At 72.7% G+C, this 23,252-nt stretch carries 19 protein-coding genes and 1 tRNA gene; 4 read left to right on the top strand and 16 right to left on the bottom strand.

Features of this window, described 5'->3' with window-relative positions:
• The first annotated feature begins 191 nt into the window (after positions 1–191).
• Together ACIBCA_RS04805 and ACIBCA_RS04800 are read left to right on the top strand one after the other, a co-directional pair.
• Positions 192–728 carry an RICIN domain-containing protein gene (locus ACIBCA_RS04805; RefSeq protein ID WP_396281385.1) on the top strand — a complete coding sequence of 179 codons (537 nt, stop codon included), beginning with the start codon at positions 192–194 and terminating at the stop codon, positions 726–728.
• Between the two features lie 263 nt (positions 729–991).
• Positions 992–1,447, top strand: coding sequence for a hypothetical protein (locus ACIBCA_RS04800; RefSeq protein WP_396281384.1), 456 nt, complete (start codon positions 992–994; stop codon positions 1,445–1,447).
• On the opposite strand, the gene ACIBCA_RS04795 is transcribed toward ACIBCA_RS04800, so the two are convergent.
• The 11 genes from ACIBCA_RS04795 to ACIBCA_RS04745 all read right to left on the bottom strand — a co-directional run bounded on the left by ACIBCA_RS04795 (position 1,350) and on the right by ACIBCA_RS04745 (position 12,140).
• Positions 1,350–2,264 carry a hypothetical protein gene (locus ACIBCA_RS04795; RefSeq protein WP_396281383.1) on the bottom strand — a complete coding sequence of 305 codons (915 nt, stop codon included), beginning with the start codon at positions 2,262–2,264 and terminating at the stop codon, positions 1,350–1,352. The genes ACIBCA_RS04800 and ACIBCA_RS04795 overlap by 98 nt on opposite strands.
• A 207-nt stretch (positions 2,265–2,471) precedes the next feature.
• Entirely contained in the window at positions 2,472–3,965 is a 1,494-nt protein-coding gene (locus ACIBCA_RS04790) for a DHA2 family efflux MFS transporter permease subunit (protein ID WP_396281382.1), read from the bottom strand.
• A gap of 13 nt (positions 3,966–3,978) precedes the next feature.
• The gene (locus ACIBCA_RS04785) at positions 3,979–4,803 is read right to left on the bottom strand and encodes an MBL fold metallo-hydrolase (RefSeq protein ID WP_396281381.1); all 825 of its coding nucleotides are present in this window, start codon (positions 4,801–4,803) and stop codon (positions 3,979–3,981) included.
• Between the two features lie 37 nt (positions 4,804–4,840).
• Positions 4,841–6,094 carry an NAD(P)/FAD-dependent oxidoreductase gene (locus tag ACIBCA_RS04780; RefSeq protein WP_396281380.1) on the bottom strand — a complete coding sequence of 418 codons (1,254 nt, stop codon included), beginning with the start codon at positions 6,092–6,094 and terminating at the stop codon, positions 4,841–4,843.
• Positions 6,084–6,629 (bottom strand): flavin reductase family protein, encoded by a 546-nt coding sequence (locus ACIBCA_RS04775; RefSeq protein ID WP_396281379.1) that lies wholly within the window; start codon positions 6,627–6,629, stop codon positions 6,084–6,086. The genes ACIBCA_RS04780 and ACIBCA_RS04775 overlap by 11 nt, the downstream gene beginning before the upstream one ends.
• Positions 6,626–7,102: a type II toxin-antitoxin system RatA family toxin gene (locus tag ACIBCA_RS04770; protein WP_396281378.1), complete on the bottom strand. Its 477-nt coding sequence runs from the start codon at positions 7,100–7,102 to the stop codon at positions 6,626–6,628. The genes ACIBCA_RS04775 and ACIBCA_RS04770 overlap by 4 nt, the downstream gene beginning before the upstream one ends.
• A 41-nt stretch (positions 7,103–7,143) precedes the next feature.
• Positions 7,144–8,424, bottom strand: coding sequence for an aspartate aminotransferase family protein (locus ACIBCA_RS04765; protein ID WP_396281377.1), 1,281 nt, complete (start codon positions 8,422–8,424; stop codon positions 7,144–7,146).
• Entirely contained in the window at positions 8,421–9,443 is a 1,023-nt protein-coding gene (locus ACIBCA_RS04760) for an SDR family oxidoreductase (protein ID WP_396281376.1), read from the bottom strand. Before ACIBCA_RS04760 ends, ACIBCA_RS04765 begins: the two co-directional genes overlap by 4 nt.
• A gap of 22 nt (positions 9,444–9,465) precedes the next feature.
• A complete protein-coding gene (locus ACIBCA_RS04755) occupies positions 9,466–10,599 on the bottom strand; it encodes an acyl-CoA dehydrogenase family protein (RefSeq protein ID WP_031071091.1) in 1,134 nt (377 codons plus the stop codon).
• 52 nt (positions 10,600–10,651) lie between these two features.
• Positions 10,652–11,644, bottom strand: a complete 993-nt coding sequence (locus ACIBCA_RS04750; RefSeq protein WP_396281375.1) for a bifunctional lysylphosphatidylglycerol flippase/synthetase MprF — start codon at positions 11,642–11,644, stop codon at positions 10,652–10,654.
• The gene (locus ACIBCA_RS04745) at positions 11,619–12,140 is read right to left on the bottom strand and encodes a hypothetical protein (RefSeq protein ID WP_396281374.1); all 522 of its coding nucleotides are present in this window, start codon (positions 12,138–12,140) and stop codon (positions 11,619–11,621) included. Before ACIBCA_RS04745 ends, ACIBCA_RS04750 begins: the two co-directional genes overlap by 26 nt.
• Positions 12,141–12,908: 768 nt before the next feature.
• Between ACIBCA_RS04745 and ACIBCA_RS04740 the strand changes: the two genes are divergently transcribed.
• The gene (locus ACIBCA_RS04740; protein ID WP_396281373.1) at positions 12,909–15,872 is read left to right on the top strand and encodes a LuxR C-terminal-related transcriptional regulator; all 2,964 of its coding nucleotides are present in this window, start codon (positions 12,909–12,911) and stop codon (positions 15,870–15,872) included.
• Positions 15,873–15,946: 74 nt separating this feature from the next.
• Here ACIBCA_RS04740 and ACIBCA_RS04735 read toward each other — a convergent pair.
• The 3 genes from ACIBCA_RS04735 to ACIBCA_RS04725 form a co-directional block, all read right to left on the bottom strand.
• Positions 15,947–16,019: transfer RNA gene (locus ACIBCA_RS04735), tRNA-Arg, on the bottom strand.
• Between the two features lie 72 nt (positions 16,020–16,091).
• Positions 16,092–18,716 (bottom strand): glycosyl hydrolase, encoded by a 2,625-nt coding sequence (locus ACIBCA_RS04730; protein ID WP_396281372.1) that lies wholly within the window; start codon positions 18,714–18,716, stop codon positions 16,092–16,094.
• Between the two features lie 205 nt (positions 18,717–18,921).
• Complete coding sequence (locus tag ACIBCA_RS04725; protein ID WP_396281371.1) at positions 18,922–21,045, bottom strand: D-alanyl-D-alanine carboxypeptidase; 2,124 nt, start codon at positions 21,043–21,045, stop codon at positions 18,922–18,924.
• A gap of 298 nt (positions 21,046–21,343) precedes the next feature.
• Here ACIBCA_RS04725 and ACIBCA_RS04720 point away from each other — a divergent pair, with 298 nt between their 5' ends.
• Positions 21,344–22,093: a GPP34 family phosphoprotein gene (locus tag ACIBCA_RS04720; protein WP_396281370.1), complete on the top strand. Its 750-nt coding sequence runs from the start codon at positions 21,344–21,346 to the stop codon at positions 22,091–22,093.
• Between the two features lie 466 nt (positions 22,094–22,559).
• On the opposite strand, the gene ACIBCA_RS04715 is transcribed toward ACIBCA_RS04720, so the two are convergent.
• Both ACIBCA_RS04715 and ACIBCA_RS04710 read right to left on the bottom strand, forming a co-directional pair.
• Positions 22,560–22,802: a response regulator transcription factor gene (locus ACIBCA_RS04715; RefSeq protein WP_396281369.1), complete on the bottom strand. Its 243-nt coding sequence runs from the start codon at positions 22,800–22,802 to the stop codon at positions 22,560–22,562.
• A gap of 45 nt (positions 22,803–22,847) precedes the next feature.
• Positions 22,848–23,117: a hypothetical protein gene (locus ACIBCA_RS04710; protein ID WP_396281368.1), complete on the bottom strand. Its 270-nt coding sequence runs from the start codon at positions 23,115–23,117 to the stop codon at positions 22,848–22,850.
• Positions 23,118–23,252 lie beyond the last annotated feature (135 nt).

Raw genomic sequence — 23,252 nt, 5'->3', positions numbered from 1 at the left:
GTCCCCCCGACTTCTGGCGCCGACCTCCCACACAACACCCCAGCAGCGCAGGAAGTCGGCCCCACCGACTTCCTGCGCGGGGGTCACCGCCCTGCTCCGATTCCGGTTCGTCCCCGCTCGATGATCATGATTCGGAGGGAACCCCCTACGATCGCGATCAACAGTTCGCTGATCAACGGGGGAGCACCACCATGCGCAAATTCCTGGCCAAGTTCGCCGCGGTCGCCGCGGCGCCTCTGCTCGTCGCCACGCTCGGCACCGGCGCCGCCCACGCCGACACCAGGTCCGTCTGGGGTGAGGTCCGGTTCGCCAACGGGTACTGCCTCGACGTCTCCGGCGGCAACTTCGCCACCGGCGCCACGGTCCAGATCTGGGGCTGCAACGGCACCGAGGCTCAGCAGTTCTCGCTGTACCCGGCGGACGCGACCCACTTCGAGATCCACGCGTCCGGGAGCAACAACGGGCACGTCCTGTGCGTGAACAACTGGGAGGGGGGCGACACCACGGGCAACCACATGCGCCTCTACCCCTGCACCCAGGGCTCGGCGAACGACACCTGGTTCAACTGGGTCTACAAGGGCAACGGCAGGCAGATCCAGCCGAAGGTCGCCTCCGCCAACTGCCTCAACTCCTGGGGCGGCCTCTACCAGGGCGCCCAGGCCCGGCTGTACTCCTGCCTCGACAGTGGCGAGGAGAACGTCATCTCCGCCCCGATCTTCCCGTCCTGATCATGATGCACGGGAAGTCGGCCCCGCCGACTTCCCGTGCAGGACTTCCTGGCGGGGTACGAGTTCGTCCGGTGGCCTCCCCGCCCCGGGCACCAGCACTTGCCGAGTCCCGGTGCCCTGGGCGATGAGGCGTCGGGCACCTCTCCGGCTCGCCTGGTCGATCGCTGGGTCGACCAGGTGGTCGGGCGGGCAGACTGCACGATGGTCCGAGGGGTCAGGCCCACGGAGACCAGGGTCTGTCAGGAGCAGGTGTAGGGGCTGGGGTGGCCGTGCTGGATGTGCTGATCACGACCGTTGCCGGGGCGGCCTCGGCGACGGTGGGGGTGCTGGTGGGCGGGGTCGTCACCAGGCGGGGGCAGGACCAGCAGTGGTCGCGGGATCAGCAGTTGGTCGCGTACCAGGAACTCCTCAGTCACTACGCCAAGTTCACCATGGTGATCAAGCGGGCGCACGCTGATCGTCAGGGCTGGGACTACGACTGGGCCGAGTGGAGCGCCGTGCTGACGCGGGTCGGCTTGGTCGCTCCTGCTGAGGTCGTGCGAGAGATCGACAGCTTCGGGCAGTCGGTCGACCGCTTCCTCGATCGCGTTGCGCGCAGCGTCGATCCGGTGCGTACGCCGCTCAGTGAGGAGGAGTTCCGGGAGGCCAGTGGCGAGGTGGCCCGGGCGCAGGTGCGGCTGGTCGAGGCGATGCGGCGGTCGATGCGAGGGCGCCGGTGAGCCGGCGGGCGTTGCCGGGCAGCGCGGCGCGGATGCCGGCGGCGTGGCGGTGGACGGCGGCGGGGGCGAGGCGGGTCGGGGGCGGGGGTGGTGTGAGGCCGCTGCGGCAGGGGCGGCAGAGGCCCCCGGGGAGGGCGGGTGGGCGGCAGGGGGTGCGGCAGGCGGTGCATTCGGTGATGCGGGCGGGCGGCGCGGAGCGCTCGGGGGGCAGTTTGTCGACGAGGCGACGGCGGGTGAAGCCTGCCGGGCTGTGGATGTCCGGTGGGAGACCGGAGACCAGGGCGGCTGTGAAGAGGGCCGGGGTGGTGCCCCGGGCGAACCATTCGGCGGCGAGGGGTTCGAGGGCGGTGCAGTCGGCTGCGGAGAGGGAGAGCCGGGGGTCGGCGAGGCCGAGGTCCGCGAGGGCCGTGTAGGCGGGGGTCTGGGCCGGGGTGGCCGGTCGCTCTTTCGGGGGATCGGGATCGGCGGGTGTTGACGCCTCGCCGGTGGCGATGAATCGGTCCCACCAGGCGTCGCTGCGCGGGGTCCGGGAGAAGTAGGTGCGGTGCACCCACCGGCAGTCCTTGGAGTCGATGCGCTCCCGGATGCGACGCAGGTGACCTGCGGCGGAGAGCTTGTTGAGCGCCGTACGGACGGCCATCTGCCCGAAGAGAGGCTGGTACGCGGCAAGGGTTTTGACGTCCATCGCCGCGCCGTCCGGGAGCCGGTCGACGAGCGAGGCGAGGTACGCCTCGCGGGCGGGGAGGTGCGAGAAGTCGCCGGCCCCGCGGGGCAACTGGTCCGGAGCGGAGCGCTTTCCGTATCCGGAGGCGGCCATGGCGGTAGAGTCGTGGATAGCCACAGATCGACTTCCTTCGATCGAAGCGGTCAGACCCCCGTTCGGTGTTGCAGCACCGGCGGGGGTTGTTTCGTTGGTGCGCACGCTACACGGCGCGACCAGTGGTAGTGAAGTCGTGACGATAAGTCATATCGACTGCGCACAGGGGTGGTTGGAAGGTGGTTACCCACCCGTTCAACTAAGGGATCACTCGACCCGCGCCCCTTGAGCTTCGGGCGCGGAGCCGAGGAGGAACAGGGCTGCGATTGCGGCGATGGCGCAGGCGGCGGCGCCTGCGGTGTAGGCGAGGTGGGTGCCGTCCATGAAGAGGGTGCCGACCTTGGGGAGGACGATCGGGCGGAGTTCGGTGGGGAGTTTGGCGGCGTCGGAGAGGTCGCCGGCGGCGAGCTTGTCGAGGGCGGGGGGTGGGAGGAGGCCGGCGAGGGCGGTGGGGGCGGAGGTGGCGAGGTGGTGGCTGACGATGGTGCCGCAGGCGGCGACCCCGAACACCGAGCCGACCTGGCGGGCCGTGTAGCCGACGCCGGAGCCGGTGCCGGCGCGTTCCTCGGGGACGGCGCGTAGGAGGGCGGCGGTGACGGGCGGGCCGGCGAGGCCGGCGCCGAGGCCGAGGAGGAGGAACTGCCACCAGTAGGCGTCGAAGCCGTCGTGGTAGTCGAGGAGGCGCAGGCCGAGGAGGCCGGTGCCCATGGAGAGGGCGCCGGCGAGGGCCGTGATGCGGACGCCGACGCGTTCGGCGATGACGACGCCGAGGATCGAGGCGATCGTCACCATGGCGGTCATGACGACGGTGCGCACGCCGGCCTGGACGGGGCTGAGGCCGTCGACCTCCTGGAGGGTGAGCATCAGCAGGAACACCGCGCCGAACATGGCCCCGAACACGGTGAAGTTGATGATCGCCCCGGCGCTCACGTGCGGGTGGCGGAAGAAGTCGAGGGGCAGCATGGGGTGTTGGTGGCGGGCTTCCCAGAAGAGGAAGGCAACGAGCAGGACGGCGGCGGCGAAGCAGCCGAGGATCCGGGCGGAGCCCCAGCCCGCCGAGTTGCCCTCGATGAGCGCGTACGTGAGCAGCCCCACCCCCGCCACGAACAGCAGCTGCCCGAGCAGGTCGACGGCCTGCCCCCGATCGGGCCGGGTGGCCGGCAGCAGCCGGGCGAGGACGGCGACGGCGAGGACGCCGACGGGCAGGTTGACCCAGAACACGCTCTGCCAGCCGTACGCCTCGACGAGCACGCCGCCGACCAACGGGCCTGCGGTGAGGGCGAGTCCGGCCACCGCCGACTGGATGCCGACCATGCGGCCACGGGCGGTCGGGTCGGGGTAGAGCTGGGTGATGATCACCATGGAGACGGGCATCAGCGCGGCCCCGGTGACGCCCTGGGCGGCGCGGGCTACGAGCAGCATGCCGATGGAGCCGCTGAGCGCGCACCACACCGAGGTGAGGACGAAGCCGGCGAGGGCGCCGACGAAGAGTTTCTTGGCGCCGATCCGGTCGGCGAGGGCGCCCGCGCCGAGCAGCAGGCAGGAAAAGGTCAGCAGGTAGGAGTCGACGACCCACTGCAGCCCGCTGACGTCGGCGCCGAGGTCGTCGCGCAGGTCGGGCAGGGCGACGTTGACCACCGTCGTGTCGAGGAAGACCAGGAACAGCCCGCTGAACAGGGCGATCAGCAGCAGTGGGCTCACGCGCCCCTTTCCATCAGACATGCTCCTTCGCCCGCTTCCGGTACTCGGTGACGTCGTGGGCGCTGAACACCTCGGCCTCGCCGCTGCGCCGCAGTTCGCGCAGCCGGGCGACGTTGGGCGTCCGGTCGGGGACGGTCTCGACCTTCTGCTGGAAGGCTCGCAGGCCCGGGGTGCACCAGGGCCGGTCGGCTGTCTCGCCGTGGAACATGTACGCGTCCCCGGCGTGCAGCAGCCAGTGGTCGCCGGTGTCGACGGCGACGCCGATGTGGCCGCGGGTGTGGCCGGCGAGCGGGACGAGCAGGATCTCGGGCGGCAGCCCGGGGATGTCCCGCACCGCTTCGAAGCCGAACCACCGTTCGCCGTCGGCGAGTTCGTGCAGCACCCAGTTGGGCCGGTGGGCCCACTGGCTCTGCCGGTAGCGGTTGCGTTCGAGCTTGGTGGGCGGGTTCATGGCGGCCCGGTGTTCGGGGCCGAAGGCGTGCACTTGAGCTTCGGGGAAGTCGGCGAGGCCGCCGGTGTGGTCGCGGTCGAGGTGGGTGAGCACGATGTGCCGGACGTCGCGCGGGTCGTACCCGAGCGCCTTGACCTGGTGCAGGGCGGTCTCCTCGGGGCGCAGCACCGGGCGGGAGCGCAGGAGGAAGGCGCGGCCGAGGCGGCCGACGGGGTCGGCGATGTCGCGGGTGCCGAAGCCGCTGTCGATCATCACCAGGCCCTGGTCGGTCTCCAGCAGCAGGCAGTGGCAGAGCATGTGCGCGGCCTGGAAGTAGCCACCCTCGCCGTTCACCAGCCGGCGCGAAGGCGGCCGGTAGGTGCCGAAGTTGAGGTGCCGGACGAGCATCTGTCACTTTCCTTTCACTGAGACTACTGAAGTACCGTCAGTACGGTTGCTTCCCCGCCTGGTTGGCGAGCACGCGCAGGTATCCGCGCACGAGCATCCCGGCCGGCCCGTCGACGGGCAGCCAGGGGGCGCGGTCGCGGTGCCAGGGTCGTGGGGGCGGCGCGTCGCCGGTGAGGGCGGCGGCGAGGTGGGCGCCGGTGGCGGTGGCGAGGGCGAGTCCGTGGCCGCAGCAGCCGCCGGCGAACCAGGTGTTCTCGTCGGTGCGGCCGACGACGGGCAGGGCGTCCCCGGTGTAGCCGACCCGGCCGGTCCAGCGGTGGGTGATGCGGGCCTGGACGGGCAGTCGGCGGGCGAGCCAGTCCCAGGCGTGCCGGTGGGAGGCGGGCCTGCTGGTGGGCGGGATGCGGACGGGGCCGCCGCCCATGACGAGCCGGCCGTCGGGGGTGAGCCGGTGGTAGGGGGCCAGGGTGGTGGCGTCGATGACGGCTTCCCGGCCGAGGCGTTCGCGGTCGGCGGCGGGGAGCGGCTCGGTGGCGACGGCGTGCAGTTGCAGGGCGGCGACGGTGCCGACGGGCAGGCGCAGGGTGCGGGCCCAGCCGTTGACGGCGAGCACGGTGCGCCGGGCCCGTACGGTGCCGCCGGGGCACTCCAGCAGGCCCCCGCCGGCGCGCAGCACGGGGCTGCGGTCGTGGCGGCGCACGCCGCGCCGGGCGAGGTCGGCGGCGAGGGCGGTGGTGAGCGCGGCCGGGTCGAGAGTGGCGGCGACGGGGTAGCGCAGGGCGGCGCGGTAGCCCTCGGGGCGGGGCAGGGCGCGGACGTCGAGGTCGAGGCGACGGTAGGCGTCGGCGCGGCGGGCGAGGTCGGCGGCGGCGCGGTCGGTGCGGGCGACGACGAGCTGTCCGGCGACGTCGAGGCCGCAGTCGACGCCGGGTTCGGTCTCCAGCTCCCGGGCCAGGGCGATGGTCTGGCGCACCCAGTCCTCGCTGGCGAGGTGGCAGGCGCGGGCGGTGTCGTCGCCGAAGCGCTTGCGGGCGCGGTCGACGGGCGGGCCGATGCGGGGGCCGACGAGGCCCGTGCCGCGTCCGCTGGCGCCCCCGGCGGGGGCGGTCGCGTCGAGGACGAGGATGTCGAGCGTCGGGTCGCGGCGCAGCAGGTGGTGGGCGGTGGCCAGGCCCGTCAGGCCGGCGCCGACGATCGCCACGTCCGCCCGGACCTGCCCGTGTACGGGCGGCGCGGGCGGCAGCTCGACGGGCCGCCAGGGCGGGGCCGTCACCGGTTCCTCAGGACTCACCACGTTCACCTTCCACGCCGGCCAGCGCCCGGAAGCGCCGGTCGACCCAGAGCAGCGGCGAGGGCCCGTCGTCCGGGGAGCCGCCGGCCCGCACCGAGACCACCCGCCCCACCACCACGCTGTGGTCCCCGTACACCCGCTCCTCGACGAGCGTGCACACCGCCCGCCCGAGGGTCCCGTCCAGAACGGGCACCCCGAGCTCCCAGCCGAACACCACCCGCGCGAACTTGCCGCTGCCCCCGGGCCCGGCGAAGGTCGTGGCGAGCGCCTCCTGGCCGCTGCGCAGCAGGTGGACGGCGAAGGTCCGGCGGGTGCGGAGCGCGGCGAGCGTCCCGGACCCGCCGGACAGGCAGGCCAGCAGCATCGGCGGCCGCAGCGACACGGTGGTGACGGCGGAGGCGGTCAGGCCGAGCGGTTCGCCGTCCGGCCCGCAGGTGGTGACCACGGTGACCGGCCCGGCGAGGCGCCGGTAGAGGTCGAGGCAGTCCTGCGGGTCGGGCTCGGCGGTGCCGGTGCGGGCGAGCGTCAGCTTCACGGGCGCGCGGCTCCGGCGGTCTCGTCGGCGACGATCTCCTGGGCCTCGCCGAGGAGGCCCTCGAGGATCTTGAGGATGTTGGTGCGCAGGGCGCTCTCGGCGACGGGGTCGAGGATCGCGGCGAGGGTGGGGATGCCGAGGTCGAAGTCGGCGATGAAGCGCACCAGGGTGCCTTCGCCGTCGGGCTCGACGCGCCAGTCGCCGCCGAACTCGGCGAAGTCGCCCTTGACCTGCTCGAAGGAGATGGCGAGGTCCTCGGGGTGGAAGGTGTCCCGCTCGGACCACTTGAGCAGGCCGTTGCGGAAGTGGACGGTCCACTCGGAGAGCACGGTGCCGTCGGCCTCGGGCTCGTGGACGTCGACGCTCTGGACGGTCTCGGTGAGCTCCGGGTAGCGGGCGAAGTCGCTGATCCGGCGGTACGCCTCGGCGGGCGCCACGGTCGGGGCGAGCACGTGGATGGTCACGTTGGGCATGGGGTGTTCCTTTCCGGGAGAAGCTTTCCGGGAGAGAGGGCTCAGGCCCGCTCGGCGACGGCGGTCAGCGCCTCGTCGAGGACGGTCAGGAACAGCTGGACCTCGTCCTCGGTGAGGCCGGCGGGCGGGGTGAAGCGCAGGACCTCGGATGCGTTCAGCGAGTGGTTGAGCAGCACTCCGCGGTCCATCAGTTCCAGCAGCAGCTCGCCGACGAACCGCTGTTCGGCGGGCTGGAGGGCGATCAGCAGGCCGCGGCCGCGCACCTCGGCGATCAGCCAGGGCGCCCGGTCGGCGACGGTGCGCCGGATGCCGTCGAGGAGCCGCTCGCCGAGGGCGGCGGCGCGCTCGACGACGTTCTCGTCGCGGATGGTCTCGACGGCGGCGAGGGCCGCCGCGCAGGCGAGCGGGGAGGCGCCGAAGGTGGAGGTGTGCAGGATCGGGTCCCGGCCGAAGGGCTGGTAGACCTCGGGACGGGCGAGCATGGCGGCGGCCGGCACGACCCCGCCGGACAGGCCCTTGCCGACGAGCATGATGTCGGGGACGACGCCCTCGGCCTCGCAGCCCCACCAGGTGCCGAGCCGGCCGAGGCCCGTCTGGATCTCGTCGATGATCAGCAGAGCGCCGAACTCCTCGCAGGCGTCCGCGACTTCGCGCAGGTACCCGGGCGGCGGGATGCGCACCCCGCCCTCGCCCTGCACCGGCTCGATGATGACGCAGCCGCGCCCGGGCCGGGCGGCGAGCGCCCGGCGCATGGAGACGGCGTCGCCGTACGGCACCTGGCTGATGTCGGGCAGCAGCGGCTTGAACGGCTGCTGGTACTGCCGGTTGGCGGTGACGCTCAGCGCGCCGATGGTCTTGCCGTGGTAGCCGCGCTCGGTGGTGATCAGCGCGGTGCGCCCGTGCGCCCGGGCGAGCTTGATGCCCGCCTCGGTGGCCTCGGCGCCGGAGTTGACGAAGTGCACGCAGTCCAGGTCGCCGGGGCTGACGGAGGCCAGCGCCTCGGCGGCGGCGGCCGTCACCGGCTCCAGGAAGACGCGGGTGGCCAGCGGGTGGCGGTCGATCTGCCGCTTGACGGCCTCGACGACCCGGGGGTGGCGGTGGCCGAGGATGAACACCCCGTACCCGCCGAAGTCCAGGTAGCGCCGGCCGTCCGCGGCGGTGACCCAGGCGCCCTCGGAGTGGGTCTCGACGACGGCGCCGAGCATCCGCGCCAGGGACGCCTTGCCGTGGCCGAAGTGCCGCTCGTACCGCTGGCCGATCAGCTCCGGGTCGACGTCCGCCGCGGGGTCGACGTCCGCCGCAGGGACGACGTCCGTACTCACGCCGCCTCCCGGGCCGTCATCTTCTCGCGCACCCAGTAGTCCGAGCACTTGCCGAAGGCGTCCTTGAGCTTGGCGTGGGTGACGTCCTCGGCCATGCCCAGGTCCCCGAAGGAGGAGTCCATCTTCGCGGAGACCTGGAAGAGCATCATCAGCTCGGCGAAGACCCGGAAGTTGTGCCGCACCGAGCGCGGCAGGGTGTCCTCCAGCAGCGGCAGCAGCAGCCGGTCGAGGGCCTCGGTGGGCATCAGCCGCGGCGCGTGCGCGGGCGGGTAGCCGGCCCGCTCGGCGGCCAGCATGGCCTGCTCCACGCACTCGAAGAGGGTGAGCGACTGCCGGCCGGCGGTGAGCCAGAACTCGCCGGTGGTGGTGCCGCGCCGGATCAGCTTGCCGACGGCGGCGGCCGCGACGTCCGAGGGCACGGTGTCGATCGGCGCGTCCGGGCCGGCCGGCAGGACGGGGATGATGCCCATGGCGACCCCGCCGATGACCCGGTGCAGGCCCTGGAAGGCGGCGATGTAGCCGGTGGCGGAGTGCCCGCAGACCACCGAGGGGCGCACGATCACGGCGGGCACGCCGCTGTCGCGCACCAGCTGCTCGGCGGCGGCCTTGGAGTCCACGTACGCGGCCGGGCCGATCTCCTTGTGCTCCTCGCCCTGCGGGCGGGCCACGAAGGCGGTGGAGACGAAGGTGAAGGGCACCTCCGCCCGCCGGACCAGGCCGAGCATGTTCTCGGTGCCGGTGACGTTGGCGGCGAACAGCTCGTCCCGGGTGGCCTTCCAGCCGGTGTGGGCGGCGGAGTGCAGCACCCCGTCGATCCGGCCGGCCAGCCGCCGCAGGCCGTCCGGCCCGAGGCCGAGGTGTTCGTCGGCCAGGGTGCCCGGCAGTTCCTCGATCCGCGGGTCGTCCACGGGGGTGCGGTGCCGCAGGCACACCAGGTGGTGGTCGTCGGCGAGTTCGTCGATGAAGGCGCGGCCCAGCACACCGGTGGCACCGGTGAGCAGCAGCGTCGGCTTGCTCACGTTCTTCTTCTCCCTAGACGGTCTAGACGATGGCCAGCGCGCGGCCGGCGAGGTGGTCGGCGAGCGGTTCGGCCATCCGGCCGCGTGCCGGCGGGTGCAGGCCGAGCCCGTTGACGGCGGCGGCCAGGTAGGCGACGTCGTCGGAGCTCATGAAGTTGAGGCCGCCGAGGAGTTCGACGGCGCGCGGTACGACCCGGGCGATGGCGTCCTGGGCGGCGTAGCGCACGTGCAGCGAGTCGACGAGCAGGTCGGGCTCGCAGCGCTCGGCGCCGGTCTGGCGGGCGACGTTCTCCACGCCGGCCATCGCCGCCTCCAGCTCGGTGACCAGCCGCATCCGGTCCCCCACGGGGACCTTGGGGCTGGCGAGCAGCCGTTCCACCAGGGCGCTCGCCGCGCCCAGGTAGCTGGCGGTCATCAGCAGTTCGAACCAGACGAAGCCGGTGGTCTGGATGTCGTCCAGCAGTTCGCCCTCGGGCACGTCGGTGCGCACCACCAGGTCCTCGGGGACGAGCACGTCGGTGACGGTGACCTGGTCGCTCTCGGCGCCGGCCAGCGCGAAGCTGCCCCAGAACGGGCTGACGCTCAGGCCCGGGTCGCCGGCCGGGACGAGCACCACGGCGAGCTGCTCGCCGGTGCCGTCGGTGCGGGGCACCATGACGCTGGCGGTCAGCAGGTCCATCGAACGGGCCAGGCTGCAGGGGCGCTTGGCGCCGCTGACCCGCAGGCCCTGCTCGGTGACCTCGGCGGTCATGCTGGGCCGCAGGATGCTGCCGCCGGGCTGCCCCTCGGCGAAGCCGGAGGCGAGCAGCAGCCTGCCGTCGACGATGCCGGTCAGCAGCATCCACTCGAAGCCGTTGCCGGTCCGGCTGAGCACCACCAGGCTGGCCAGCGAGAAGTGGTGCATGGTGGTGGCCACGGCCAGCGAGGGCGAGCGGGAGCCGATGGCCCGCTGGACCCGGACGGCGCTGAGCGCGTCGGCGCCCTTGCCGCCGTGCTCGGCGGGGATCAGCAGTCCGGCGCCGCCGGCCTCCCGGAACAGCTTGACGCCCGGGTTGCCCTGGGCCTCCAGCGCGCCGAGCGGCAGCGCGGCCAACTCGGCGTCCAGCCCCGGCAGCAGTGCCTCCAGGGCGGCCCGTTCGCGGTCCAGGAATCCCATCTGTCCAACCCTTCGGTACGGTTCGTTGCTGGTGCTGGTGGAGGAGCCGGGCTCAGATCGCGTTGGTCAGCCGCATCAGGGCGAGGATCGCGCCCAGGCTCGCCCCGCCGTCGAAGGCGAGGTACTCGGGCAGCACGACGTGCGGGTCCCACTTCTCCTTGTAGGCGACCTGCGTCGCGGAGGGGTACACCTTCTCCCCGTGCTCGGCCAGGAAGCGGACGACCTTGCCGACCATCGGGCTGGCCGAGGCCACCTCGTGCTCCCCGGCCAGCCCGGTGAACGGGGTGAAGCCCAGGTGCAGCCAGGCGGCGCCGTCCTCGCAGAAGGCCTGCACGGCCTGGGCGTTGATCGCCTCCATGACCCCGGGCGGGGCCTCGCGGCGGCGCCGGGTGAGGTCGTGCAGCCATCCGGGCCGGGTGCCGTAGACCGGCGAGTAGGAGATGTAACCGATCACCTCGCCCTCGATCCGCCCGACGAACAGCCGCCGCAGCGGGGCGGCCTCGCCGGTGCGCTCGCCGATGAGGAAGGCCAGCTCCTTGGCGAAGCGTCCCTTGCCGCGCAGCCAGTTCCGGTCGAGTTCGGTGAGTTCGGCGTCGACCTCGAGCGGGTCGGCCTCGGTGACGACCAGTCCGCTGCGCTTGGCGCGGGAGATCTTGTTGCGCAGCCGGACGAACTTGGAGCCGCGCAGGGTGAACCGCTCCAGGTCGATCGCGTAGGAGGCGCCGATCTGGTTCACCGTGAAGCCCTGCCCGGCGTACAGTTCGGCGTCCTCGCGCTGGAGTTGGACGGCCATCAGCTTGCGCCGGGTGCTGCGGGCGTGCGCCCGGAAGGCGGCGAGCAGCGGCGCGCGGTCCTCCTCGGCGGCGAAGGGGCCGCCGAACTGGACGAGACGGCGACCGGCCGTGCGGTAGGCGATGACCCCGTCGAGGCCCTCCTCGCGGAAGTACTCGGTGCGGGTGTTGAGGGCCAGGAAGGCGCTGGGGTTGTCGGCGTGCCGCTCCAGGGCGGTGCGGACGTCCTCAGGCCGAGGCGGGGCTGACGGCATCGGCGGGCTTCCTCTCCTCGGTCGGGCTTTCGACGGCGACGGGGCGGGGCGAGGCGGCCGAGGCGTACGCGCCCTCGAAGTCGGCGAAGGCCGGGTGCCGGATGGGCTCGAAGGAAGTGCCCAGCGGCTTCAGCGAGTTGCCGAACAGGCCCCGGTCGCCGAAGAGGTGGACGGGCAGCGCGAGCAGCGCCCACTCGGGTTCGACCAGCCAGGCCCACAGGCCGGCCAGGACCATCGAGGTCAGCAGGCTGTGCATGACGTTGTAGGCGACGTAGTAGCCCTTGGCGATGTCTGCGCCGCCCGCCCGCCGGTAGGCGATCGCGCCGGGGACGTACCCGACGAGGTCGATCACCAGGAACAGGGCGATGAAGACCGGCCAGCGGATGTCACCCAGGTGCGTCAGGGTGAGGAATACCGCGACGCCGAGCCCCGCCAGCCATTCCAGGCGGGTCCAGAGGAACGTTTTCTTCGTTTCGAAACGATTCAGTGCATCCATTTCAACCCCACCTCGGTGCCCGTCCGGGGTGCCCGTCCGGGCGATGTGCCGGGAAAATTCTGCGTCAAGTACGCGCTTCCGGCGGGGGTCGGCGCCCCCCTATCACTCCCCTGTCTTTCGTCCCTCGCGTCCCGGTGAGTAGGGGTGGGGTGCGGGTGCCGGAGGGCTTTTCCGTCCCCGTCAACCGGAACGCCACGCTCCCGCCGACCGGTCGACACCTCCTCGCCCGGAAGGAGGCCTCGCACGGTCCAAGGGGTGACCGAACACCGTTCGACGGCTGTCCGAAAATCACCGAGAGTGGCCAACCGGCCGTTCGGACGGACCCCCGGCCGTCGACACGCCCACCCGGCCACCACCCCGAGCGCGACCGAATCGTGACCTTCCACTGCTCCGTGCAGGTGCGAATTCCCTTAAGTAGGGGGGCATTTCACCCTCCACCCCTGCTCAGCGACCCGAAGCCGACGACTCCACCCCGGCTCCGGGCGGCCGCCACCCCTGTCGGCTACACGCGGGTAACGAGAGGTCCGTCACATAAGCGGCACCTAAGCGCTCAGATACGCTCCCGTAGCGTATGGAAATCCTCTAAAGTCCGGCTCAGTGCTCGGACCACCCGCCGCACGCGCCCCCGCGGGCGACGGGTGTCCGAGGGGACCCGGCCCGGGGGAGCAGTAGGGGCCGGGGCCGTCACTGGGTGGCCTGCACCGCAAATCGGGGACACGAGTCGACACCGGAAATCGCTGGCTGCGGTCAAAATGGGGGAAGAGCGCAATGGCGCTGATAGAAATGGGTGACGCGCTGGTCACCCTGAGCGATATATTTTCCGAGATCAAAGACAGACGAGGACGAACTGTCGTGGTCAGCGGTTCACTGGCCAGTGGCGGAACGGAACTCCTCCATTCATTCTGCGAACAGGTCCAGGAGTCCGAGGCGCTCCTGCTCACCGCGACCGGCTCCTACTCCGAGCGCATGGTCAGGCTCGGCGCCCTCAGCCAACTCGTCCACCACGCACCCCTGCCCGCCGAGGTCCTGCGCCGGCTCGCCGAGGCCGTGGCCGAACAGCCGCGCGGCGAGGCCGACACCCCGTCGGACGTCGCCCCGCGCCGGGAGACCGGCATCATCCAGGAGGTGTGCGACGCCGTCCTGAAGCTGGCCGAGCGGCGCCGCGTCGTCCTCGCCGTCGAGGACCTGCACTTCGTCGACCAGGCTTCCCTGCGCGCCCTCCTCTACCTCCGGCTGCGCATGCGCGCCACCTGCAGCCTGCTCGTCCTCACCGAGTGGACCGAGTCCTTCACCACCCCGCTGTCCCTGCGCGTCGAACTGACCCGCATGCCGCACCAGCGGATCACCCTCGACTCCCTCTCCACCAGCGGCGTCGCCCGCCACCTCTCCGGCGCGCTCGGCGCCCGCACCGCCGCCCGCATGGCCGGCACCTACCACCGGCTCACCGCCGGGAACCCGATGCTCGTCGACGCCCTCCTGGAGGACAACGCCACCGCCGACGAGAACACCACCGCCCTGCCCGTCGTCGGCCCCGCCTTCGAACGGGCCGTCCTCACCTGCCTGCACCGCTGGGAACTGGGCCTGGTCGACATCGCCCGCGGGGTCGCCGTCCTCGGCTCCCACGCCTCCCCGCACCTGATCGGACGCCTCCTCAGCTCTCCCCCGGACGGCGTCTCCAGGGGCCTGACCGTCCTCGCCGAGGCCGGCCTGCTGGAGGACGGACGCTTCCGCCACCCGGCCGTGGCCGCCCTCGTCCTCAAGAACGTCCCGACCGAGGAGGCCGGCGGCCTGCACTCGCGCGCCGCCGAACTGCTCTACGAGAACGGCGCCGCCGCGGGCGACGTCGCCCACCACCTGATCGCCCTCGACGACGTCCCCGGGCCGTGGGCGGTCACCCTGCTGCGCGAAGTCGCCAAGGAGGCCCTGGTCGTCGCCGACGACGCCCGCCTCGCGACCCAGTGCCTGGGCCTGGCCCTGCGGCACTGCGCCGACGGGCCCCAGCGGATCTCCGTCGCCGCCGAACTCGCCATGGCCCGCTGGCGGACCAACCCCTCCGCCGCCATCCGCCTGACACCGCTCCAGAACGTCCTGGACGAGCGGGAGTTGACCTACCGCGACGCCGCCATGGTCGTCCGCAACCTGCTCTGGCGCGGCGACCACGACCAGGCCGTCAACGCCCTCGACCGCCTCCACGGCAGCACCACGGCCCCCGACCCCCAGGCCGCCGCCGAACTCGACCTCACCTACCTCTGGATCTACGGCCCCCGGCTCGTCCGCCCCGGCCGCCTCGACGCTGAAGCCGTCCGCAGCGCCGCGGCGGCCGACAGCGACCCGTGGAGCCGCGCCGCCGCCCTGCTCTACGCCTCCCTCCACGACTGGCAGCGCGACGACCTCGTCGAGAGCTCCTGGCACCTGCTCAGCAGCTCCCGCCTCAGCGAGACCTCCCTCGGGGTGCTCGCCTCCACCCTGCTCTGCCTCACCTACGCCGACGAACTCGAGTGCGCCGCCTCCTGGTGCGACAGCCTCATGGCCGAGGCCGCCCGCCGCCGCGCCCCCGCCTGGCAGGCCATGCTCGGCTGCGTCCGCGCGGACCTCGCCCTGCGCCGCGGCAAGCCCGCCCTGGCCGGAAGCTACGCCCGCGACGCCCTCGAACAGGCCACCACCCAGAGCTGGGGCCTGCTCGCCGGCTACGCGATCTCCACCCTCGTCCTGTCCGCCACCGCCACCGGCGCCTACGAGGAGGCCGAGGTCCTCCTCCAGACCAGCTCGCCCGGCAACCTGTACGAGACCGTCTTCGGCCTGCGCTACCTGCACGCCCGCGGACACTTCTACCTGGAGACCAACCGGGTGCTCGCCGCCTTCAGCGACTTCCAGAAGTGCGGCAACCTCACCCGGCAGTGGGGCATCGACATCCCCGCGATCGTGCCCTGGCGCGGGGACCTCGCCCAGGCGCACCTGCGGCTCGGCCACCAGGACAAGGCCCGCGACCTGGTCAACGAGCAGCTGGAGCTCCCCGGCGCGATCGGCACCCGGCTGCGCGGCACCTCGCTGCGCGTCCTGGCGGCGAGCAGTCCCCAACCGGACAAGGTGCCCCTGTTGCGCGATGCTGTCCGTCTTCTACGCGCGTCCGGCGATCTCCTCGAGGCCGCCAGGGCCACCGCGGACCTGGCCAAGGCCTATCTCGCCGCGGGTGAGCCGGGCCGCGCCCGCCGTGTCGCCCAGCGCGCCCAGGAGGAGGCCGAGTCCTGCCGGATCCCGGCCCTGGTCACCGACCTCCTGAACTACGGCCCGGAGACCTACAGCCCGGAGAACTTCAGCCCCGAGAACTACGGGCCGGAGAACTACGGGCGGGAGACCTACGGGCCGGAGAACCATGGGCCGGAGAACTACGGCCCCGGACGCCCCGCCGAACCGGAGCCGCCCCGCCCCGCCGCCGAACCGGCCATCCCGGCCATCCCGGCCGCCGACACCCGCTTCTCCGACCTCAGCGACGCCGAACTGCGCGTCGCCGCCCAGGCCGCCCTCGGCTACACCAACCGCGAGATCGGCATGCGGCTGTTCATCACCCCCAGCACCGTCGAGCAGCACCTCACCCGCGTCTACCGCAAGCTGCGCGTCAACGGCCGCCGGAACCTCCCCCTCGAACTCCTCCAGACCTCCGCCGTCGACACCCCCCGCGCCCCCGTCCCGGCCGTGGCCGGCGCCACCCCCGCCCAGCGCCAGGCCGTGTAGACACGGCCCGGACGCCCCGGTGCACGACGAAGGCCCAGGTCACCCGACCTGGGCCTTCGTCGTCGTGCATGCGGTGCCCCAGGCAGGATTCGAACCTGCGACACCAGCTTTAGGAGAGCTGTGCTCTATCCCCTGAGCTACTGAGGCCCCGGCGGCCGGCCTGCGAGAGGCGTGGCCGCCGAGGGCTCAGTGTAGCGGGTCCGGGATGGGCGGGGTGGGTCAGTCCTGGGCGTCGTCGTCGTCGGCGAGACCGCGGGGGTTGATCGACCAGATGCCGCGCCCGAAGGTGGCGGCGTAGAGGCGGCCGTCGGGGCCGCTCTTCAGCTGCTGCACCGAGGTGGTGGGCAGGCTGTTGCCGAGGACGGAGAAGTCGCGCTCGCCCGGGGCGCGGTAGAAGGCGGCCAGGTCGCTGCCGAGGGCCAGGCCCCCGTCGGCCAGCAGCTTGACGGAGGTGGTGGGGACGTCGGGCAGGTTCGCCGAGACGTCCTTCCAGGTGGCCCCGCCGTCACGGGTCTCGAAGAGGTGGCCGATGCCCGCGCCGGGGCCCTCCGTCCAGGTCCGCGAGAAGCCGTTGAAGGCGACGAAGACGTGCTTCGCGTCCTTCTCGTCCACCGCGAAGGAGGAGATGTAGCGGTTGGGCAGGGTGCCGTCCACGGGCAGGTTCAGCTGGTGCCAGCCGGTGCCGTCGGTGTTGCCGACCGCGATGCCGCGGCTGAAGCCCTGGTTGTTGCACGGGCCGCACCAGCCCGCGTACACCGTGCCGTTGACCGTGGCGACGGCGGTGGCGACGTGGCCCGCGCCCAGGTCGTAGGCCGAGGTCCACTCGGCGCCGCTGCGGATCGCGTAGCCCTTGTGCTGCACCCAGACGTGCCGGCCACCGGCGATCCAGGTGTTGCCGTCCTTGGGGTCGGCGGTGATGGGCGCGATGAAGCGGGCGGAGCTGGTGTCCTTGTCCGGCGGGGCGATCTCGTAGGAGGTGGCCTTGCTCGGGTCCTTCGTCCAACTGCCGTCGTTGACGGCACAGTTCTGGGTGACCCACATGTCGAGGTAGACGTACTCCTCGGCGATGTCGCAGCCGTTGGCCGGGTTGACGATGGTGTCCGCCCCGTCGCCGCCGAAGTTGGAGCCCATCACCTTGTCGTGGGCGCGCAGGATCGACTCGCCGTTGTCCTGCAGGCCGCCGCTGACGATGACGCCCCGGCCGGACTTGTCGGCGAGGTCCTTGCCGACGCCCACCGAGTAGTACTGCAGGGTGTCGATGGTGCCGTCGGCCAGGGACTTCCAGTCCTTGCCGTGGCCCCACTGGTCCAGCTGGCCGTTGGCCGGGCGGCTGTAGATGCCGCCGTCGTTGCCGACGTAGACGTTCGGCTTGCCCTGGTAGCCGCCGAAGGCCACGGCGTGCTGGTCGGAGTGGGTGGTCGGCGAGCAGTCGCCGGTCTGCTTGGAGGGGTCGATGCTCCAGCAGGCGAAGCCGTTGTTCCAGTACGGGCCGACGGTGTTCCAGTCGGCGCCCGCGTTCTTGGTCTCGAAGACCTCCTCCAGCCCCATGTACACGTGGTCGGGGTTGGCCGGGTCCACCTGGAGGGACTGGTTGTACCAGGCCTGGATGCCGGGCTGGTAGCCCGCGTCCTGGAGCGCCGAGCCGGAGCCCTTCAGCTTGTCCTTGTCCGCGATGAGCGTCCACGGGCCGGTCGGGGAACCGGACTTGGAGACGTACACGCCCTTCAGGCCGGTGTCCGGGTTGTGGGCCATGACGTCCGGGGACTGGTCGATCGCGTAGTAGCGCGAGCCGTCCGCCGAGCGGGCGAAGGTGACGTTGCCGACGTTCGCGGCGTCGGTCGGCAGGTCGCCCAGGGAGGCGACCCGCTGCCAACTGCCGTCCGCCGCCTTGGAGAAGAAGCCGTTGTAGGTGTCGCCGCCGCGCCAGCCGACCGCGATGACGACCTTGGACGGGTCCTTGGGGTCGATCGCGATGTCGTTGGCGATGTTCTTGTACGGCGCGCTCGGGTCGCCCGCCTTCGAACCCCCGGGCAGGTAGTCCGGGTTGGGCGCGTACTCCAGCTTCCACGGGCCGGTCAGGTCGGTGGTGGAGTGGCTCCACACGCCGCGGCTGGTGGCCGCCCACGCCTTGCCGCCGCCGAAGCGCAGCGCGTGGATGATGGTGGACTCCAGTTCCTTGCCGCCGATGCGGTCGCCGGGCTTGAAGGTGCCGCTCTTCGGGTCGGCCAGCACGTACACGCCGGTGCCCACGTAGGAGGTGGCGCCGGTGTTGGACTCGCCGGTGGCGTACCAGAGCCGGCCGCCCTCGTCGAGGTTCAGCGTGCCGGTGGACAGGGTGGGCAGCCTGTCCGCGATCGGCTGCCAGTTGCCGCCGCCGGTGCGGGAGCGGAACACGCCGCCGTTGGCGCCGCCCGCGTAGACGTAGCCGTCCTGGTCGGCCGCGATGCCGGTGATGCGGCCGGTGACCATGCCGGAGCCGCCGCTGGAGTTGGAGTTGACGTCGCGGTAGCGCGGGTCGTCGGAGTTGTACGGCTTCTTGGTGACGTGCCGCCAGGTGCCGTCGGAGTGCGGCATCGACTGGAGCTGCGACCAGGCCGCGCCGTACGCGCCGGGGGCGATGACACCCGGAGCGGTGCGGGCCTCGGTGTACTGGGCGACGCCCTCGGCGGAGTTCTCGGCCTCGCCGGAGCCGTCGTCGCCGGCCGTCTCGGCCTTGGCGACGAGGGCGTGGCCGGTGGGCACGGGACCGGAGGCCGGGGCGGCGAGGGCCTGGGTGGTGGTCAGGCCGAGGACGGTGAGGGTGACGGCGGGCAGCAGCAGCCGTCGGCTTTGCCTGGTGGGCACGGTGGTGGGTCCTCCCCATGGGATCGGGCGGCGCGGTCGCGCGGCCCGGCGGAAAGCCGACCGAAGCCTGACGTGTCGTAGGACCGAGGGGAAGGGGGAGACGGGTAATGAAAGTTCAAAACCAAATCAGTTAAGAGTGTTAAGAGAAAACTGAAAAGCCCTCCCTTCCGCACGGGGCGGAAGGGAGGGCCGTGGCCCGAAGGGCTCAGAGTGTACGAAGCAGCCGGGACTGGATGGACGGCGGGTTGAGGTCGCCCTGCAGCGCCACCGGCACCTCGGTCCTCGCCTCGCCCGCGCCGACGCGCAGCACGCCGATCTCCTTGCCCGCCGTCATCTGGTGGTCGATCTTCGACGGGTCCAGGGTGACGGTGCCGGTGATGCCCGGGAAGCCCGCCACCACGAGGTCCTTGGTCGCCACGACCGGGACCTTCCCGCCGAGGCCGTCGTCGACGCTGCCGACCACGTCGCCCTTCTTCACCACCGTCTGGCCGGTCACCCCGTTCTGCGCGGCCTGGATCTGCTTGCCGCTCACCTTGAGGACGGTGGGCAGGATGCCGTCGTTGGGCCCGGAGCCGGTGGCCGGCTGGCCCAGGGTCACCCCGAGGATCAGCCGCCGCACACCGCCCACCTCCTTGTACGCGGCCCACATCAGGCAGCCGCCCGCCGGGGTGCTGGAACCGGTCTTCACGCCGATCACGCCGGTCTTCGGGTTGATCAGGTTGTTGGTGTTCGGGGTCTTCGTGTTGTTGAAGTTGGTCTCCGGCGTGGACACGATCTGCCGGAAGATCTCGTTCTGCATGACCTGCTCGGCCAGCTTCAGCTGGTCCTTGGCCGTGGACTTCGTCTCCGGCTTGATGCCCGCCGCGTCCGTGTAGGTGGTGTTGGTCATCCCGAACTTCGCCGCGGTGTCGTTCATCTCCTTGACGAACGCCTCCTCGGAGCCGGAGTGGAAGCGGGCGAGCAGCCGGGCCACGTTGTTGGCCGAGGGCAGCATCAGCAGCTCCAGCGCCTGGTACTCGGTGAGCATCTGCCCCTCGGTGAGCGTCACCCGGGACTCGTCCACGCTGCCGGACTCCAGCGCGGCCGGCTTGTCGACCTGGATCTTCGGGCCCGCCTCCCCCTTCTTCAGGGGGAACTTCTGCAGGATCAGGTAGGCGTTCATCACCTTGGTGACGCTCGCGATGGAGGCGGGCTTCTCCTCCCCGGAGCTGCCGAGGCTGCCGACGCCGACCACCTCGGCGGCGGACTGGCCCTTGGCCGGCCAGGCCAGGTCCAGCTGCTCGCCGCCGAAGCTGTAGCTGCCCGCCGTCGTCATCCTCAGCTTCGGGTCCGGCAGGGGGCGCAGCAGCTGGGCGACCACGGCGGCGCCGACCACCACGGCCAGGAACACCGTCCAGATGGTGATCCGCTTGAGCGCGCGGCGCAGCGGGGAGACCGGGCGGGAGTTGAGGGAGGCCAGGACCTCCATCGCCTCGGAGGTGTTCTCCGGGGTGCCGTGCGGCTCACCGGCCGGGTCGTCACCCTCCGGCCGGGGCAGTGGCGGCGGGACGGGCAGCGGCGGGAGCGGGCGCGGGTCGGGCTCGGGCAGCGGGGTGGGGGCCGGGGTCGGCCCGGGGGCCGGCTTCGGCGCGGGCCTGGGCAGCGGCTCCGGCGCGGGGCCGGGCTCCGGCTCGGGCAGCGGCGCGGGCGCCGGCGGCTCGGGGACGGTCCCGGCGGAGCGCAGCGGCTCCGGCTTCTCCAGCTTCTCCGCGCGGTCCGGTCGCTCCGGTCGCTCCGGTCGCTGACCAGGCTGCCCGGTCTCGGTCAGCGCGACGGGTGCGGCGGTGGAAGGGGTGTCCTCGTCCCCTTCTTCCTTCTCCTCGGCGGCGCTCTCCGCACCCGCCGAAGCCGTCCGCATGGCGAGACGGGGATCGGCGACGGGCGGCTTCGCGGACGGCGCCTTCCCCTCCTCGCCCCCTTCCTCCTTCTCCACCGCTTCGACCAGCTCCTCCGGCAGCCTCAGCGCCGTGGTCCTGGTGTCGACGGGCATGCGCAGCGAGGTGGTCCGGTCGTCCGCCGGCAGCCGCAGCGTCGTCGTCCGCTCGTCCACATCCTGGACGCGCAGCTGTACGGTCGAGCCGGCCCGGGGCCCGTCGACCGCCGCCTTGGCGGGCGAGTGCGACGGCGCGTCCGACGGCGCGTCCGACGGCCCGTCCGGCGACACGTCCGACGGCGAGTCCGACGAAGGGCTCTTCGCCGCCTCGGCGCCGGTGGCCCCCTCGCCCCGTTCGCGCTCGCGCTCGCCGTCCCGCTCGCCGTCCCGCAGCACCCTGTCGGGGGACTCGCCCACGTATCCCAGCCTCCTCAACGCCCGGCGGGGCACCGGCAGACCCGATTTCGGGAAGCCGACGCCCCGCCCCGTGTACCTCTACAGTCTCCGCCACCGACGGTGGATCCGGCCGCGCACACCCCGCCCGACCGGCGCCTAAACCCCGCGCCCGGTCGCGCCGCGGCCTGTTCACCGCTCAGACGCCGTGCCCGCGGCCGCCGGTTCCGCGCCTCCGGTCCAAGGTCACGATTCGGAGGCGTACTCGACAAGCCCGTGTGAGAGGCGTCACCCTGTCTCTCATCCACGCGGGGAGGCTTGGATGGGCAAGAGCCGTAGAACTGTTCCCGAGGAACTCTTGCTGCTCGCTTTGGACCCGACCACGGGTACCACGGCGCAGCCGCAGACCCTCGACCTCGGACTCGCCGGGGCACAGCTCGTCGAGCTGTCCCTGGCCGGACGGATCGTACCGGAGGGTGACCGGATCGCCGTCGTGCTCGCACGACCGACCGGTGACCCGACCCTTGACCACGCACTGGAACTGCTGCGCCGTCGCGGCAGTCCGGTCCGCGCGGCGCACTGGATCGGCGGGCCCCGGTTGGGCCTGCGGCAGACGTACCTGGCGCACCTGGAACGCTGCGGCATGGTCACGGCCGTGCCGGGCCAGATGTGCGGGGTGCTGCCGACGACCCGCTACCAGGCGTCCGACGACGGGACCAACGCCGCGATCAAGCAGCGGCTGGACACCGCGATCCGCACCGGCGTGCCGCCGGACCCGCGGACGGCCGCGCTCGCGGCCCTCGCCCACTCGGTGGGCCTGGGCAAGCACCTGTACCCGGGCAACGAGGGCCGGTCCTCACGGTCGCGGCTGCGCGACCTGATCCGCTACGACCCGCTGGGCGGGATGGTCGCGCACGCCGTGATGGACGTGCAGAACGGCCTGCCGGCCCAGCAGAACCGTTCATCCCAGGGCCAGGGCTCCGGGCCGGCCGCGGGCCGCTCCGGCTCCCGTACGCCGGGGCGCGGCTCCGGCGGCGGGCGGGTCGCCCCCTCCCGGGTGGGCGTCCGCTGACGGGCGGCGCGGGCACCGGCGCACGGGCCACCTCACGCGCCGCACCCGGGCGACGCGCACCAGGTCCCACCTGAGACACCCGAGGCGCCCACAGCACCGCCGGTCACGGCAGGGCACCGGAGGAACAGCCCGGAACGGCACAGAACACCGCACACGGCAGCACCGAGGGGCGGGGGGCCCCCCCCCCCGGGGGCGGGGGCCCCCCCCCCCGGGGGGGCCCCCCCCCCCCCCCGGGGGGGCCCGGGGGGGGGGGCGCGGGCACCGCCCCCCGGCCGGGCCGTCCCCCCCCCCCCCCCCCCCCCCCCCCCCCCCCCCCCCCCCCCCCCCCCCGCGGGGGGGCCCGGCGGCGCGGCGCCCCCCCCGGCGAGCCCGGGGGTGGGCACCCGCCGGGAGGCGGGTGGAGGGTGGACGGTGGGGAACGGCGGGACAACTTCTCAGCGGGGCTGAGAATGCGCGGGTTTCACTTTCAGCCCCTCGCCGGGCCGTGCCCCAGGGAGAAGGCGAGCAGCGCCAGCTGGGTGCGGTTGACCGCCCCCGTCTTGCCGCGGATGCGCCGCAGGTACGTGTCGACGGTGTGCGGGCTCAGGTTCATCCGGCGGGCGATGGCCTGGTACGTGGCGCCGTCGGCGAGGTGTTCGAGGACCTGGTGCTCGCGGTCGCTCAGGGCCGGAGCGGCTGTGCCGGCCGTGGCGAGATCGATCTTGGGCATGACGGCTCCCTACAGGGTCGGAACGGCGAACGGCGAGGTACGGGCTCAGCCGCCCCAGGAGGTGTCCGTCGTCCCGATCGGCCGCCCGTTGCCGCTCGCCGCGGAGAGCTCGACGGCCGCCCCGGGCAGGTGCGGGAAGCGGTGCTTGCCGCCGCAGATGTCGGTGGTCGCGTTCGGCGGGCAGACCCAGCCGCCCCAGGAGGTGTCCGCCACCGTGCTGCGACCCTCGCCCTGCGCGGAAGCGGACGCGGAGACGGCGACCCCGCCCGTGAGCAGGCCGGCGAGGACCAGACCTGCGATGATCGAGCGCTTCATGTGCGTCCTCCTGGGAACCGGGCCGAAACCTCCGACCCTCTTTTCACGTGGATCTCCGGTGCTGCGACCCAGCCTGGTCATGATCGCGCAGGGCCACCAGGGGCATCCGACCTCACCAACGTGTACGGCAGGAAA

The organism is Kitasatospora sp. NPDC051170, assembly GCF_044455705.1.
In the GTDB taxonomy this organism is placed as follows: Bacteria; Actinomycetota; Actinomycetes; order Streptomycetales; family Streptomycetaceae; genus Kitasatospora.
This window is presented reverse-complemented; position numbering and strand designations above follow the sequence as displayed.

Coding starts and splice junctions, on each gene's coding strand:
- ACIBCA_RS04805 (WP_396281385.1), top strand. CDS start 192: ATGCGCAAATTCCTGGCCAAGTTCGCCGCGGTCGCCGCGGCGCCTCTG.
- ACIBCA_RS04795 (WP_396281383.1), bottom strand. CDS start 2,264: ATGGCCGCCTCCGGATACGGAAAGCGCTCCGCTCCGGACCAGTTGCCC.
- ACIBCA_RS04785 (WP_396281381.1), bottom strand. CDS start 4,803: ATGCTCGTCCGGCACCTCAACTTCGGCACCTACCGGCCGCCTTCGCGC.
- ACIBCA_RS04770 (WP_396281378.1), bottom strand. CDS start 7,102: ATGCCCAACGTGACCATCCACGTGCTCGCCCCGACCGTGGCGCCCGCC.
- ACIBCA_RS04755 (WP_031071091.1), bottom strand. CDS start 10,599: ATGGGATTCCTGGACCGCGAACGGGCCGCCCTGGAGGCACTGCTGCCG.
- ACIBCA_RS04750 (WP_396281375.1), bottom strand. CDS start 11,644: ATGCCGTCAGCCCCGCCTCGGCCTGAGGACGTCCGCACCGCCCTGGAG.
- ACIBCA_RS04745 (WP_396281374.1), bottom strand. CDS start 12,140: ATGGATGCACTGAATCGTTTCGAAACGAAGAAAACGTTCCTCTGGACC.
- ACIBCA_RS04740 (WP_396281373.1), top strand. CDS start 12,909: ATGGCGCTGATAGAAATGGGTGACGCGCTGGTCACCCTGAGCGATATA.
- ACIBCA_RS04720 (WP_396281370.1), top strand. CDS start 21,344: ATGGGCAAGAGCCGTAGAACTGTTCCCGAGGAACTCTTGCTGCTCGCT.
- ACIBCA_RS04715 (WP_396281369.1), bottom strand. CDS start 22,802: ATGCCCAAGATCGATCTCGCCACGGCCGGCACAGCCGCTCCGGCCCTG.
- ACIBCA_RS04710 (WP_396281368.1), bottom strand. CDS start 23,117: ATGAAGCGCTCGATCATCGCAGGTCTGGTCCTCGCCGGCCTGCTCACG.